Annotated in this window: 12 protein-coding genes and 1 tRNA gene; 8 read left to right on the forward strand and 5 right to left on the reverse strand. The window is 69.1% G+C overall.

Features of this window, described 5'->3' with window-relative positions:
• The first annotated feature begins 108 nt into the window (after nucleotides 1-108).
• From hisS to FHW79_RS00265, 3 genes are all read left to right on the forward strand, one after another.
• The gene (gene hisS, locus FHW79_RS00255; protein ID WP_183177161.1) at nucleotides 109-1,458 is read left to right on the forward strand and encodes a histidine--tRNA ligase; all 1,350 of its coding nucleotides are present in this window, start codon (nucleotides 109-111) and stop codon (nucleotides 1,456-1,458) included.
• A gap of 25 nt (nucleotides 1,459-1,483) precedes the next feature.
• A complete protein-coding gene (locus FHW79_RS00260; protein WP_183177162.1) occupies nucleotides 1,484-3,412 on the forward strand; it encodes a tetratricopeptide repeat protein in 1,929 nt (642 codons plus the stop codon).
• Between the two features lie 217 nt (nucleotides 3,413-3,629).
• Complete coding sequence (locus tag FHW79_RS00265) at nucleotides 3,630-6,656, forward strand: transglycosylase domain-containing protein (protein WP_183177163.1); 3,027 nt, start codon at nucleotides 3,630-3,632, stop codon at nucleotides 6,654-6,656.
• 98 nt (nucleotides 6,657-6,754) lie between these two features.
• Here FHW79_RS00265 and FHW79_RS00270 read toward each other — a convergent pair whose 3' ends face one another.
• The 3 genes from FHW79_RS00270 to FHW79_RS00280 form a co-directional block, all read right to left on the reverse strand.
• Complete coding sequence (locus tag FHW79_RS00270) at nucleotides 6,755-7,012, reverse strand: hypothetical protein (protein ID WP_183177164.1); 258 nt, start codon at nucleotides 7,010-7,012, stop codon at nucleotides 6,755-6,757.
• A 166-nt stretch (nucleotides 7,013-7,178) separates the two neighbouring features.
• Nucleotides 7,179-7,655, reverse strand: a complete 477-nt coding sequence (bfr, locus tag FHW79_RS00275) for a bacterioferritin (protein ID WP_035671636.1) — start codon at nucleotides 7,653-7,655, stop codon at nucleotides 7,179-7,181.
• A gap of 615 nt (nucleotides 7,656-8,270) precedes the next feature.
• Nucleotides 8,271-8,360 (reverse strand) — tRNA-Ser (locus FHW79_RS00280).
• Between the two features lie 209 nt (nucleotides 8,361-8,569).
• On the opposite strand from FHW79_RS00280, the gene rplU reads away from it, so the two are divergent.
• The 5 genes from rplU (at nucleotide 8,570) to FHW79_RS00305 (ending at nucleotide 12,424) form a co-directional block, all read left to right on the forward strand.
• A complete protein-coding gene (gene rplU, locus FHW79_RS00285; protein ID WP_014239459.1) occupies nucleotides 8,570-8,887 on the forward strand; it encodes a 50S ribosomal protein L21 in 318 nt (105 codons plus the stop codon).
• 33 nt (nucleotides 8,888-8,920) lie between these two features.
• Nucleotides 8,921-9,199 carry a 50S ribosomal protein L27 gene (gene rpmA / locus FHW79_RS00290; protein ID WP_137139219.1) on the forward strand — a complete coding sequence of 93 codons (279 nt, stop codon included), beginning with the start codon at nucleotides 8,921-8,923 and terminating at the stop codon, nucleotides 9,197-9,199.
• A 159-nt stretch (nucleotides 9,200-9,358) separates the two neighbouring features.
• Nucleotides 9,359-10,603, forward strand: coding sequence for a GTPase ObgE (gene obgE, locus FHW79_RS00295; RefSeq protein ID WP_183177165.1), 1,245 nt, complete (start codon nucleotides 9,359-9,361; stop codon nucleotides 10,601-10,603).
• A complete protein-coding gene (gene proB / locus FHW79_RS00300) occupies nucleotides 10,521-11,744 on the forward strand; it encodes a glutamate 5-kinase (protein ID WP_247884098.1) in 1,224 nt (407 codons plus the stop codon). The genes obgE and proB overlap by 83 nt, the downstream gene beginning before the upstream one ends.
• The gene (locus tag FHW79_RS00305; protein ID WP_183177166.1) at nucleotides 11,741-12,424 is read left to right on the forward strand and encodes an HAD family phosphatase; all 684 of its coding nucleotides are present in this window, start codon (nucleotides 11,741-11,743) and stop codon (nucleotides 12,422-12,424) included. Before proB ends, FHW79_RS00305 begins: the two co-directional genes overlap by 4 nt.
• A gap of 16 nt (nucleotides 12,425-12,440) precedes the next feature.
• Here the strand turns inward: FHW79_RS00305 and FHW79_RS00310 are convergent, their stop codons facing one another.
• Together FHW79_RS00310 and FHW79_RS00315 are read right to left on the reverse strand one after the other, a co-directional pair.
• Nucleotides 12,441-13,184: a sulfite exporter TauE/SafE family protein gene (locus tag FHW79_RS00310; protein ID WP_183177167.1), complete on the reverse strand. Its 744-nt coding sequence runs from the start codon at nucleotides 13,182-13,184 to the stop codon at nucleotides 12,441-12,443.
• 107 nt (nucleotides 13,185-13,291) lie between these two features.
• Nucleotides 13,292-14,158: a cytochrome c gene (locus FHW79_RS00315; RefSeq protein ID WP_183177168.1), complete on the reverse strand. Its 867-nt coding sequence runs from the start codon at nucleotides 14,156-14,158 to the stop codon at nucleotides 13,292-13,294.
• Between the last annotated feature and the right edge of the window lie 125 nt (nucleotides 14,159-14,283).

Genomic DNA, 14,283 nt, shown 5'->3' on the forward strand with positions numbered 1-14,283 from the left:
CAGACCGTTAACGGTAAGCGATATCGCTTATGAAAGGTGACGGCCATGGCGAAAGCCGCTAGAACCCTAGCCGAATCCCTAGGGACATTCGAAGCCGGACCCGCGCCGATGAGCCTCATTACCCCCCGCACCCCGCCCGGAACGATGGAACTGCTGCCGCGCCAGCAGGTGGCCTTCCAGCGTCTGCTCGACACCATCCGCCGCGGCTACGAGCGGTTCGGCTTCGTGCCGGTGGAGACCCCGGTGTTCGAGACGGTGGACACCCTGCTGACCAAGTCCGGCGGCGAGACCGAGAAGCAGGTCTATTTCGTGCAGTCCACCGGCGCCCTCCAGCAGGGGAACAAGCCGGACATCGCGCTGCGCTTCGACCTGACCGTGCCGCTCGCCCGCTACGTGGCGGAGCATGAGCGCGACCTCGCCTTCCCCTTCCGCCGCTACCAGATCCAGCGCGTCTACCGCGGGGAACGGGCGCAGCGCGGACGCTTCCGCGAATTCTACCAGTGCGACATCGACGTGATCGGCAAGGACAGCCTGTCGCCGCATTACGACGCGGAAATCCCGGCGGTCATCTACCACGTCTTCACGGAACTGGATTTCGGCGGCTTCACCATCAACGTGAACAACCGCAAGGTCCTGCTCGGCCTGCTCGACGGGCTGGGGGTGGACGACGCGGACAAGCGCGTCCTGGTCCTGCGCGAGATCGACAAGCTTGACAAGATCGGCCGCGACAAGGTGAAGGCCAGCCTGACCGGCCTCGGCATGACCGCCGACGCGGCGGAGACGATCCTGTCCCTGATCGACGCCAAGGGCACGAACGAGGAAACGCTCGCCGCGCTGGGCGCGCTGGGCATCGAGAACGAGACCTTCCGCCAGGGTGTTTCGGAGCTGACGACCGTCGTCGAGGGGCTGAAGGCCCTCCAGGTGCCGGACGGCATCGTGCGCATCAACCTCGCCATCGCGCGCGGCCTCGACTACTACACTGGCACGGTCTACGAGACCTTCCTGAACGACCATCCGGGCATCGGCAGCGTGTGCTCCGGCGGGCGCTACGACAACCTCGCCAGCCACTACACCAAGTCGAAGCTGCCGGGCGTGGGCATCTCCATCGGCGCGACGCGGCTGTTCTACCAGCTGATGGAGGCCGGCATCATCAAGGACGGTGGCGCCACCGCCCAGGTCCTGGTGACGCAGATGGACCCGGCCCTGTCCGCCGACTACTACGGCTTGGCGACAGCCTTGCGGGCGGCGGGCATCAACACGGAAATCCAGCTCGACGGCGGGAAGCTCGCCAAGCAGATGAAATACGCCGACAAGGCGGGGATTCCGCTGGTCGTCCTGATGGGCTCCGACGAAAAGGCCCGCGGCACGGCGACGCTGAAGCATCTGGTGAAGGGCGAGCAGGTCGAAGTCCCGCTGGCCGACCTCGCCGCCAAGGCGAAGGAACTGCTGGGGGCATAGCTCCCCACCACAGAAGGCCCCGCCCATGGCCAGCGTCGCCGAAGCCCTGAACCTCGCGCTCGACCATCATCTGTCCGGGCGGCTGGAGGAGGCGCGGCTGCTCTACGGCCGCATCCTGGAGGCGGACCCGGACAACCCCCACGCCCTGCATTTCGCCGGGCTGCTGGCGGCCCAGACCGGCGCGGTGGCGGACGGGGTGACGATGATCGGCAAGGCGGCGGCCCTCCTGCCGCTCGCCGCCGACATCCACGGCAATCTCGGCAAGGCGCTGATGGCGCTGGGCACGCCGGACGGGGCGGCACGGGCCACCGCCGCCTTCCGCAACCTCCTGGCCCTGCAACCGGAGGGCGCCGGCGACTGGTTCGCCCTGGGCGGCGCCCTGATCGAGGCCGGCGACGGTCCCGCCGCCCACCGCGCCCTGACCCGCGCCCTGACGGCCAGCGCCGCCACCGACAGCGAGCCGTTGGCCGAAGCCTTCGAGCGCGCCGGCCTGCGGCTCTACGCCGCCGATGACTGGACGGGCGCCGCCGACGCCTTCCGCAAGGCGCGCAGCCTCGCCCCGCAGCGGGCCGGGGCGCACCGCATGCTCGGCGCCGCGCTGGCTCAGACGGGCGATCCGGAGGGCGCCGTGGAGGCGCTGGACGCGGCGCTGCGGCTCGACCCCACGCTGGCCGACGCGCAAACCAACCTCGTCCATCTGCTGGTCACGCTGGGCCGCTTCGACGAGGCGGAACGGGCCGGGCGCCGGGCGGTGGCGCTGGACCCCGGCAACGCCGACGCCTACGGCAACAGGGTGCCGCTGCTGGAGCAGACCGTCCGCGTCGCCGAGGCGCTGCGCCAGTGCGGGCGGGCGGCGCGCATCGCCCCGGAGCGGGCCGCCTTCCACCGCAACCGCCTGTCCCTCCTGCTGCACGAGGGGCGACGCGACGAGGCGGTCGCCGCCGGGCGGGAGGCCATCCGCCGCGCGCCCGCAGACGCCGAGGCCCATCTGGCGCTCGCCGTCGCCCTGCTCGCCTCCGGCCAGTTCCGGGAGGGGTGGGAGGAGTTCGAGTGGCGGTGGGAGACCCGGCAGCTCGACCCCGTGCACCGCGGTTTCCCTCAGCCGCAATGGACCGGCGCGGAGGATGTGGCGGGCCGGACCATCCTGCTCTACGCCGAGCAGGGGCTGGGCGACACGCTGCAATTCGTCCGCTACGCGCCGCTCCTGGCCGCACGCGGGGCGCGGGTGATCGTCGGCTGTTCCCCCGCGCTGGTGCGGCTGATGGCACGGGTGGACGGCGTGTCGGCCGCGGTCGCCTGGGGCGGCGAGCTTCCGGCCTTCGACCTCCACATCCCGATGATGAGCCTGCCCCGCGCCTTCGGGACGGATCTGGACAGCATCCCGGCCGCGGTGCCCTATCTGCGCGCCGACCCCGCCGACGTCGCGGCGTGGAGCGAGCGTCTTCCGGTAGCGGACGGGCGTCCGCGCGTCGGGCTGGTCTGGGCCGGGTCGCCGCGCACGGTGCGCGGGGTGGCCAGCCCGATCGACCGGCGGCGCAGTCTGCCGCTGGCCGCGCTGGCCCCCCTGGCCGATGTGCGGGGGGTGCGCTTCGTCAGCCTTCAGATGGGGCCGGGGGCGGCGCAGTTGGCCGAGGCCCCGGCGGGCATGGAGATCGCCGACCCCATGGGCGGCGTCCGCGATTTCGCCGACACCGCGGCGCTGGCCGCAACGCTGGACCTCGTCATCACGGTGGACACCTCCGTCTGCCACCTCGCCGGCGGGCTGGGACGGCCGACCTGGACGCTGTCGCGCGCCGACGCCTGCTGGCGATGGCTGGGCAACCGGGAGGCCAACCCCTGGTACCCGACCATGCGGGTGTTCGGCCAGGACCGCTCCGGCGACTGGTCCGGCGTCGTCGCCCGCCTGCGCGCGGCGTTAACGGATTTCGTGGAAGCGCGCGGTCACGCTTCTTAACCCCACAACCGATGGGCGCATTCGTGGCGCCGGCGCAACGGTCCGCTACGAATTTGAGTTAAACCGATTTCGGGGCGGACTCGCACACCCGAAGGGCCAGGGATTACACCGGTTGTTAACCAAGGCGCCTCTACATTCCGGTCCTATCGCTCGGCCATTTTACCGAGCATTTTAACCAATTCGCGGGTCTCGCCCGCGGTCATGGCTGGAGCCGGACATGACACGGTTGTGGGTGCGGCGCGCGATCTGGGGTGTGACGCTGGCGGCGACGCTGGGCGGCGGCGCCCTCCTGGCGCAGGAGGAGATGCGCACGTCGCGATTGCAGGCCCGCCTGCTCGCCGGCTACGCCAAGGACATGACCTACACGCTGCGCGAGGGGCCGAATCCCGCCGCGCGCCACCCCACCCAGGGTCCCTACAACGAGCGGATGGGCTATGTCGGTCTGCCCGGCTATCTGCGCTCGCTGACCTCGGACATGTACGCCGTGGAGATGCAGGCGCATCTGTCGCCGACGCTCGACCAGTTCATGGCCGCCGGCGGCTTCCCGATCTATCACGAGAAGACGCGCGCCGGCCTGACCCTGCTGGACCGCAACGGCACCGCGCTGTTCTCCGCCCGCTACCCGGAGCGGGTCTTCGCCAAGTTCGAGGACGTGCCACCGCTGGTCGCCGCGACGCTGCTGTTCATCGAGAACCGCGAGCTGCTGAACACCGACGAGCCGCGCCGCAACCCCGCCGTGGAGTGGGACCGCTTTGCCGGCGCCGTGGCGATGCTGCCGGTGCAGTGGGTCAAGCCCGGCCAGCGCTCCCCCGGCGGCTCGACCCTGGCGACCCAGATCGAGAAGTACCGCCATTCCCCCGACGGCCAGACCAGCGGCGCCACGGAGAAGCTGCGCCAGATGATCTCGGCCAGCACCCGCGCCTATCTGGACGGCGAGGACACCGGCGCCCACCGCCGCCGCATCCTGATCGACTACCTGAACTCCACCCCGCTGACCGGGCGCCCCGGCTTCGGCGAGGTGAACGGGCTGGGCGACGGGCTGTGGGCCTGGTTCGGCACCGACCTCGCCATCGCCGAGAAGGTGCTGTCGGAGGAGCCCGCCGACGCCCGCGCCCTGCAGCTGAAGGCGCTGGCCTACAAGCAGGTGCTGAGCCTTCTGCTCGCCCAGCGCCGCCCCTCCCATTACCTGATCCAGGATCGCCAAGCGCTGGAGCGGCTGGCCGACAGCCACCTGCGCGTGCTGCACGGCGCGGGCGTGATCGACACCGCGCTGCGCGACGCCGCCCTCGGCCTGACGTTGAAGTTCCGCGAGGACCCGCCGCAGGCCCAGACCGCCAATTTCGTGGAGCAGAAGGCCCCCAACGCCATCCGCGCCCGGCTGCTCTCCATGCTCGGCGTGTCCAGCCTCTACCAGCTCGACCGCATCGACCTGACCGCCGAATCGACGCTCGACGCCCCGGCTCAGCAGCGGGTGGTGGAGGTGCTGGCGAAGCTGGGCGACCCGGCCTTCGCCGCGCAGATGGGGCTGACCGGCGAACGGCTGCTCGACACCAAGGGCAGCGACCTGTCGAAGATCATCTACTCGGTCACGCTGTACGAGCGCGGGCCGGACGCCAACTACCTGCGCGTCCAGGCCGACAACCTCGACCAGCCGCTGGACATCAACGAGGGCGCCAAACTCGACCTCGGCTCCACGGCGAAGCTGCGCACGCTGGCCACCTACCTGGAGATCGTGGCGGAGCTCCACACCCGCTACGCCCACCTGCCCAAGGACTTCCTCGCCGACGTGGAGGAGGAGGCATCCGACAACCTGACGCGCTGGGCGGCGAACTGGCTGGCGACCGCCGGCAACCGCGGACTGGGCGCCATGCTCGACGCGGCCATGGAGCGCCGCTATTCGGCGAACCCCGGCGAGGCCTTCTTCACCGGCGGCGGGCTGCACAGCTTCGTGAACTTCAACCCGCGGGACAACGGCAGCATCCTGACCGTGACCGAGTCGCTGCGCAATTCGGTCAACCTGCCCTTCATCCGCATGATGCGCGACGTCGTGCAGTTCTATCTGTCCGAGGGCGGCGACGACAGCACCGACATCCTGCACAACCCCGACCACCCTGCCCGCCAGGCCTATCTCGCCCGCTTCGCCGACAAGGAAGGCAGTGACTTCCTGAACCGCTTCTACAACAGCTACCGGAAGCACACGCCCGACGCGATGCTGAACATGCTGGCGGCCCGGTCGCGGCCGATGCCGCACCGCCTGTCGGTGATCTTCCGCACCGTGCGCCCGCAGGCCGGGGTGAAGGAGTTCGGCGCCTTCCTGCGCGCCCGCCTGCCCGACGCCAAGCTGGACGACGGCGACATCGCGTCGCTCTACGGCAAATACGGACCGGACAAGTTCCCGCTGAACGACCTCGGCTATCTGGCGCGCATCCATCCGCTGGAGCTGTGGCTGGTCTCCTACCTGCAGAAGCGTCCCGACGCCAAGCGGCAGGAGGTGCTGGAGGCCAGCGTCCAGGAGCGCCAGGAAAGCTACCGCTGGCTGTTCAAGAAGGGGCAGTCGGCCCAGAACACCCGCATCCGCATCGGGCTGGAGGAGGAAGCCTTCCAGCGCATCACCGAGCAGTGGCGCAAGCTGGGCTACCCCTTCGAAACGCTCGTCCCGTCCTTCGCCACGGCCATCGGCAGCTCCGCCGACCGCCCGGCGGCGCTGGCGGAGCTGGTCGGCATCATCCAGAACGACGGGGTGCGCCAGCCGACCGTGCGCGTGCGCAAGCTGCATTTCGCCGCCGGCACGCCCTACGAGGCCGTCGTCGGCCTGGGCGAACTGCGCGGCCAGCGCGTGATGAAGGCGGAGGTCGCGGCCACCCTGCGCAAGGCGCTGATGGACGTGGCGCAGAACGGCACGGCCAAGCGGGTCTGGGGCTCCTTCAAGGACTCCTCGGGGACGGTCATCCCGATCGGCGGCAAGACCGGCACGGGCGACCACCGGCTGGACCGCTACGGCCCCGGCGGCCACCTGATCGAATCGCGGGCGGTGAACCGGACGGCGACCTTCGCCTTCTACATCGGCGACCGCTTCTTCGGCACCATGACCGCCTTCGTCCATGGGCCGGAGGCCGACAACTACCGCTTCACCAGCGCCCTGCCCGCCCAGCTGCTGAAGAGCATCGCCCCGGCGCTGCAGCCCCTCATCGACCCCGGCGTGACCAAGACGGCGGACACCGGAAAGCCGCAGACGGGGCTGTAACCGGCCGGACGGCGCCGACCCGGACAACGAAAAGGCCCGCCCCGGGGAAACCGGAGCGGGCCTTTTTGATGAACCGGGGAAGGACGGCCGGGCGTGCCTTACGCCAGGGCGGGCTCCTGCGCCGGTGACACGGCGGCCGGCAGGGAGGCCAGCAGCAATTCCAGCTCCGCCGCGGCGATGTTCAGCGGCAAGCCGGGACGGTAACCGCGCAGCGTCTCCAGCGCCCGGTCGAAGGCGCTCTCATGATCGCCCTGATCCAGGTCGCTCTCATCCAGCGCCGCCAGATAGGCGTGCGCGACGGCGGCGGTCTCCTCCGGCGTCAGGTCGTCAACCTGCAAGGACGTGATGGGGAGCATGATGGCGGTTCCCGTACAAACTGAAGCGGAAACCCGCAAGCTACGGCAACATGGTTAACAAGGCGTTGCCGGCACCGCCCCGACACTCTGCGAAAAAGGGGAAACGCAAAAGGGGCGCGGCCTGCAGCCACGCCCCTCCAATCGGCCCTGAGCGGCCCCGAGCGGATCAGCTCTCGCCGTAGATCTGCTCCTGCTGGTAGGCGACAATGCCCACGCGCTGGATCAGGTCGAGCTGCGTCTCGATCCAGTCGATGTGCTCTTCGGTGTCGTCGAGCAGTTCGGTGAGCTGCGCGCGGGTCTCGTAATCGCGGACCTGCTCGCACAGGGTGATGGCGTCGATCAGGTCGGTGCGGGCCTTGTGCTCCACCTTCAGATCGTTGCCGAGCATTTCCGGCACGTCCTCACCGATCATCAGCTTGCCCAGGTCCTGGAGGTTGGGAAGACCTTCCAGGAACAGGATGCGCTCGATCATCTTGTCGGCGTGCTTCATCTCGTCGATGGATTCTTCGTAGATCTTGTGCGCAATGCGCTTCAGGCCCCAGTTCTTCAGCATGCGGGCATGCAGGAAGTACTGGTTGATCGCCGTCAGCTCGTTGGTCAGGATCTTGTTCAAATGGGTGATGACCTGCGGATCGCCCTTCACGTCCTGCCTCCATGCGGTTTGTTTGTCGAATCACGACGTTTCTGGAATGACCATGCCCGATTTCCGGAGCCTTGGCAACTGGATGCACGGCAGTTGCCAGAACAAATTCTTTTCCCTGCCCCCAGATCACTCATCGCAATTGCGAGTGAATATCAAAAAACCATCACGATGGATCGGAGCGATACATTCGGGAACGTGGAAATAGACTGGCGTTTTTGACGCCTCTACTCCATACCTCCCGACCAGAACCCATCTTCTTTTGGAAATCCGGAAGATCCGACACCGCGTCCGGACGCCGGAAGCAACATGGCGCAGCCGGTGCTGTCGCGGCTTTCCTGGCCACAAGGGCGACATGAAGGATGCATGGCCGGTCAAGCCGGACCGCTCGATCCTCTGGAGCGCTCCGCAGGCCTGGGCACGAGCGGTGATCCGCAAAAGCGGTCGTCAGGGATTGCGGAGTTCACGGTGCAGCACAATGCATCACCGCCAGCCCGAGACACGCGGAGACGCCGCAACCGGTGTCGGCGGCGTGGAACGACAAGGTGGGCCGGCGTGGGGGAATGAAAAAGGCCAGAGCGGATTTCGTGGCGAAATCAACGCTCTGGCCTGAAATTCTGGCGGATGGGGGGAGATTCGAACTCCCGATACCCTTGCGGGTATGCCGCATTTCGAGTGCGGTGCATTCAACCGCTCTGCCACCCATCCGCAGCCCCGTTTCCGGGGTGGCGCGGAACCTACCCAAAAGCCTGGGGGGATGCAAGCCCTTGTTTGCAGGAAAATGAACGGGAAATTGCCACCATGCCTGTTGACTCCCGGTGGCCCATCGGTTAAATCCCCGCTCTCACGAACGGGCTTGCACCTCAAACGGTGGGCGAGCGGCCCTTCCGTTTGTTTTGAGATAGGCAGTGACGACGATGTTTGCAGTGATCCGCACCGGCGGCAAGCAGTACAAGGTCGCCAATGGCGACGTGATCCGCGTTGAGAAGCTCGAGGCCGAGGCCGGCGCTTCCATCACGCTCAACGACGTGCTGATGGTCAGCGACGGCGGCAGCACCACCCTTGGCACCCCGACGGTTGCCGGCGCTGCTGTGACCGCCGAGATCGTCGCCCAGGATCGCGGTCCGAAGATCATCGTCTTCAAGAAGAAGCGCCGCCAGAACTACCGCCGTAAGAACGGCCACCGCCAGGACCTGACCGTCCTGCGCATCACCGGGATCAACGGCGCCGCCTGAACGGCCGCCGACCAGTCACAGGAGTAACTCCCCATGGCCCATAAAAAAGCAGGCGGCTCCTCGCGCAACGGCCGCGATTCCGCTGGCCGCCGCCTCGGCGTGAAGCGTTTCGGTGGCGAGAACGTCGTCGCCGGCAACATCATCGTCCGCCAGCGCGGCACGAAGTTCCACCCCGGTGAGAACGTCGGCATCGGCAAGGACCACACCCTGTTCGCCAAGGCGGATGGCGTGGTGGCCTTCAAGCACAGCGCCCAGGGGCGCACCTACGTCGCCATCGAGGCGGTCGAGGTCCCGGCGGTCGCGGCCGAGTAATCTCGTCCGGCCCGTACGGTGTGTTGGGATGATCGGGGGTTCGGGCAACCGGCCCCCGATTTTCTTTTTTTGCCATCTTTTGTTGATGGTGTGGTCACCGCCCCCTTCCCTCGGTTGGAGGACGGTGCGCAAACGGTAGATTGGCCGGCACGGTCCCCGATGAAGTTCCTCGATCAAGCCAAGGTGTATCTGAAAAGCGGCGACGGCGGCCCCGGCGCCATCGCCTTCCGCCGCGAGAAGTTCATCGAGTATGGCGGACCGGACGGCGGCAACGGCGGCCGCGGCGGCGATGTCGTGATCGAGGTCGTGAACGGCCTCAACACGCTGATCGACTACCGCTACAAGCAGCATTTCAAGGCGCAGCGCGGCAACCACGGCATGGGCGCCAACCGCAACGGCGCCAGGGGCGAGGACGTGGTCCTGCGCGTGCCGGTCGGCACCCAGATCCTCGACGAGGACCAGGAGACCGTGCTGCTCGACCTGACGGAGCCCGGCCAGCGCGTCGTCTTCCTGAAGGGCGGCGACGGCGGCTTCGGCAACGCCCATTTCAAGACCCCGACAAACCGCGCCCCGCGCAAGTCCCACCCCGGCTGGCCGGGTGAGGAGCGCTGGGTCTGGCTGCGGCTGAAGCTGATCGCCGACACCGGCCTGCTCGGCCTGCCCAACGCCGGCAAGTCCACCTTCCTGGCCGCGACCACCGCGGCGCGGCCGAAGATCGCCGACTACCCCTTCACCACGCTGGCCCCCAACCTGGGCGTCGTCCGCGCGGGTGACGAGGAGTTCGTCATCGCCGACATCCCCGGCCTGATCGAGGGCGCGCATGAGGGGCATGGGCTGGGCGACCGCTTCCTCGGCCATGTGGAGCGCACCCGCGTGCTGCTCCACCTGATCGACGGCACGGCGGAGGATGTGGTCCAGTCCTACACCACCATCCGCAACGAGCTGATCGCCTATGGCGGCAACCTCGCCGACAAGCTGGAGATCATCGGCCTGAACAAGGCCGACGCCCTGCTCGACGAGGAGGTCGCGGAGAAGAAGGCGGCGCTGGAGGCGGCGTCGGGTGCGGAGGTGATGGTTCTCTCCGGCGCCACCGGCCAGGGCGTCCAGGCGGTGCTTTACCGCTTGCTCACGCTCATCAAACAGTCCAAGGAAGAGGAGCCCGACGTCATCCAGGCTCCGGTCACGCGCTCCATCCCCCGGCCCCCGGTCGGCCAGAAGATGGACGACGAGTATGCGGGCTGGAACGAGGAGACGGGCGAGTACGACGATCTCCCCGAGGAATCGGACGACGGCTCCGACTCGGACGGGGATGACTGGGACGATGAAGGCGACGATGACGGTGACGACACCGAACACAGCGGCAACGGCGACGACGGCGGCCACGACGACAACGCCAAAGGCTGATACCCCCTCCCCGCTCCCCACCCTGCTCGACGCGCGGCGGCTGGTCGTCAAGATCGGCTCCGCCCTGCTCGTCGACGGCGCCACCGGCCGGATGCGCCGCGAGTGGCTGGACGCGCTGGCCGACGACGTGGCCGCCTGCCGCAAGCGCGGCCAGGAGGTGGTGATCGTCACCTCCGGCGCCGTCGCCTGCGGGCGCGAGCATCTCGGCCTCGTCGGGCGCGCCCTGCGGCTGGAGGAGAAGCAGGCCGCCGCCGCCACCGGCCAGATCCGGCTCGCCGCCGCCTACCAGGAGACGCTGGCCCGCCACGGCCTGACCGTCGCCCAGGTGCTGGTGACGCTGGAGGACACCGAGGAGCGCCGCCGCCACCTCAACGGCCGCGCCACCATCGACACGCTGCTGAAGCTGGGCGCGATCCCCGTCATCAACGAGAACGACACGGTCGCCACCGCGGAGATCCGCTTCGGCGACAACGACCGTCTGGCCGCCCGCGTCGCCCAGATGATCAGCGCCGACACGCTGGTCCTGCTGTCGGACATCGACGGCCTCTACACCGCCGACCCGCGCAAGGACCCCGACGCCCGGCACATCCCGGTCGTCCAGGAACTGACCTCCGACATCGAGAACATGGCGGGCGAGCCGCCGCCCGGCTACAGCTCCGGCGGCATGGTGACCAAGATCGTCGCGGCGCGCGTCGCGCTGGCCGCCGGCTGCCGCATGGTCATCGCCAAGGGCAAGCGCATGAACCCGCTGGCCGCGCTGGAGCAGCGGCCCGAGCAGGGCGGCGCGCTGTGCACCTGGTTCCTGCCCGCGGCCTCGCCCTCCTCCGCCCGCAAGGCGTGGATCGGCGGCAACCTGAACGCCCACGGCGCGCTGACCGTGGACGCCGGCGCGCTGTCGGCGCTCGCCCGCGGGGCCAGCCTGCTGCCCGCCGGGGTACGCGCCGTCGAGGGCGACTTCGAGCGCGGCGACGTGGTGGTGGTGAAGGCGCCGGACGGGCGCGAGGTGGCGCGCGGCCTGACCGCCTACGCCGCCGAGGACGCCCGGCGCATCACCGGCCGCAAGAGCCACGAGATCGAGGAAATCCTCGGCTACCGGGGACGCGACGAGATGATCCACCGCGACGATCTGGTGGTGCGGTGAGCGTTCCGATCGTGGGCCGCCCGCCGCTCCAGGCCATCCTGTGGGACATCGACGGCACGCTGTTGGACAGCGAGCCCTGGCACCAGCGCGCCACCATCGCGGTCTGCCGGCTGCACGGCCACGCGATGTCCGACACGGACTACGCGGCCACGCTGGGCGTCGCCTTCCCCGAGCTGTACGCCCGGCTGCACGCCGTTCGGCCCATGGCCCTGACCTTCCGGGAATGGGCGGACGCCATCACCGACCTCTATCTGGAGCGCATAGCCGAGGTCGAGGCACGGGCCGGCGCCCTGGCGCTGGTCGACGCTTTCGCGGAGCGGGGGCTGTTGCAGGCCTGCGTGTCGAACAGCGGACGCCGCGTGGTGGAGGCCAACCTGCGCCACATGGGCAGCCCGCACTTCCTGTTCGGCCTCAGCCGCGACGACGTGAGCAAGGGCAAGCCGGACCCCGAGCCCTACCTGACCGCCGCCGCCCGCCTCGGCGTGCCGCCCGCGGCCTGCGCGGTGATCGAGGACAGCCCGACCGGCGCCCGCGCCGCGAAGGCCGCCGGCATGCTGACCATCGCCTGGCCCCAGCACGCCGACCTGCTGTTCGACGCCGCCGACCATGTGGTGGAGGACCCGGCGGCGCTGGATTGGGACGCGCTCTGCGATCTGGCCGAGCGCATGGCGGCGGACTGAGCGCCGCCCGCCCTTATCACGCCTTGGCGACGAAGAAATAGACCGTCATCGCCACGCCCACCAGGATCACGAACTTGCGCAGGATCGGCGGCGGGATGTGGCGGGCGACGGCGGCCCCGGCGTAACCGCCGGCCATGGCGGCGACCAGCATGATCAGCGCCTCGTTCCAGTAGACCGCGCCGCCGAGGACGAAGGCCACCACCGCCACCGCGTTGAGGCAGCCGGAGACCAGCGCCTTCAGCCCGTTCATCGCGTGCAGGTCGGTCAGGCCGAAGACTCCCAGCGTCGCCAGGATCAGGATGCCGATCCCACCGCCGAAGTAGCCGCCGTAGATGGCGATGAAGAACTGCACGATCAGCACGGTGTTGTGGCCGACCTTGAAGTTGCGGCGGATGGCGGCCGACACCTTCGGGCCGAAGGCGAACAGCACCGTCGCGAACAGCAGCAACCAGGGAATGATCTCTTCGAACACCCGCTGCGGCGTCCACAGCAGGAGCAGCGCCCCCAGCAGCCCGCCGATCAGGCTGACCCCCAGGAAGGCCGGCAGGCTGACCTCCTTGATCCGCCCCAGCTCCCGCCGATAGCCGTAAGCGCTGGCCAGCGCGCCCGGCGACACCGCCACCGTGCTGGTCGCGTTGGCGTTCAGCGGCGGCACGCCGGCCATGATCAGCGCCGGAAAGGTCAGGAAGCTGCCGCCACCGGCCACGGCGTTGAGCACGCCCGCGAAGAAGGCGGAAACGATCAGCAGCAGGGTCAGCATGGGGCCACGGTCCGGCGGGTGAAAAAGCCCGCGGACTATGCCCTCTCGGCGACGCTTACGGTACTGCGTTTTCGGCGGTGCGGTATTTCACGTACGGCCGGTGGGGTCTAGCGGGTCGGGGGAAGCGTACGCAGGTAGGCGACCAGGGCGCCCAGCTCGCCGTCGCTCATGGACTGGTAATAGTGGTAGCCCATGGGCGGGCTCAGCCGGCTGCCGTCGGGACGTACACCCTCGGTGATCGCCTTGCGGATCTCCACGTCGGTCCAGCCGCCCAGCCCATGCTCCTTGTCCTGCGTGATGTTGCGGGACACGGCGTTGCCCCACGGCCCGGTGAAGTTGCGCCCACCGGCCCCCATGCGCGTCATGTCGAGCCGCCCGTCCGGCAGCATCGGCGTGTGGCACTCCATGCAGTGGCCGAGCGGCCCGGCCATGTACGCGCCGTACGCCACCGGGTCCGTACGCGGCACCTCGGCCACCGTCCCGACCGGCGGGCCGTAGGCGGCGGGGAGCGCCATGCGGTACTCCGACTTGGGGACAGAATGCCGCACCGGCGGCACGCTGCGCAGATAGGCGACGATGGCGCGCAGGTCGCCGTCCGACAGGCCGCGGTAGAAGCCGAAGGGCATCGGCGGGCCGATCAGGCTGCCGTCGGGCCGCTTGCCCTCGCGGATCGCGGTGATCAGCTGCTCGTCGGTCCAGCGGCCGATCCCCGTCTCCGGGTCCGGCGTGATGTTGGAGGCGTAGGCGGTGAAGGGCTCCTCGACGAAGGGCGTCCCGCCGGCCAGTTCGCGTCCCGTGACCGGGCCGTTCGGCCCCTGCGGCGTGTGGCAGTTGCCGCAGGCGACGATGCCGTTGACCAGGGCGCGGCCCCGCTCCACCGGCGATTCCAGCGGCGTTTCAGCCACGGCGGTCGCGATTATGCCGGACAGCATCAGGCACGTGGCGACGCTGCCGCGGCGGATAAGCCGGACCATGGAGTTCTCCCTCACCGATGATGCAGACGGCCACGCTACGCCCGCAATCGACCGCGGCCCAGACGGATTGTTGAGTATACCGATCAGCAATTCGGCTTAGCCGCCATGGCTTTCGCGGAAGCGTG

This window comes from Azospirillum sp. OGB3, from assembly GCF_014192915.1.
GTDB lineage: Bacteria > Pseudomonadota > Alphaproteobacteria > Azospirillales > Azospirillaceae > Azospirillum.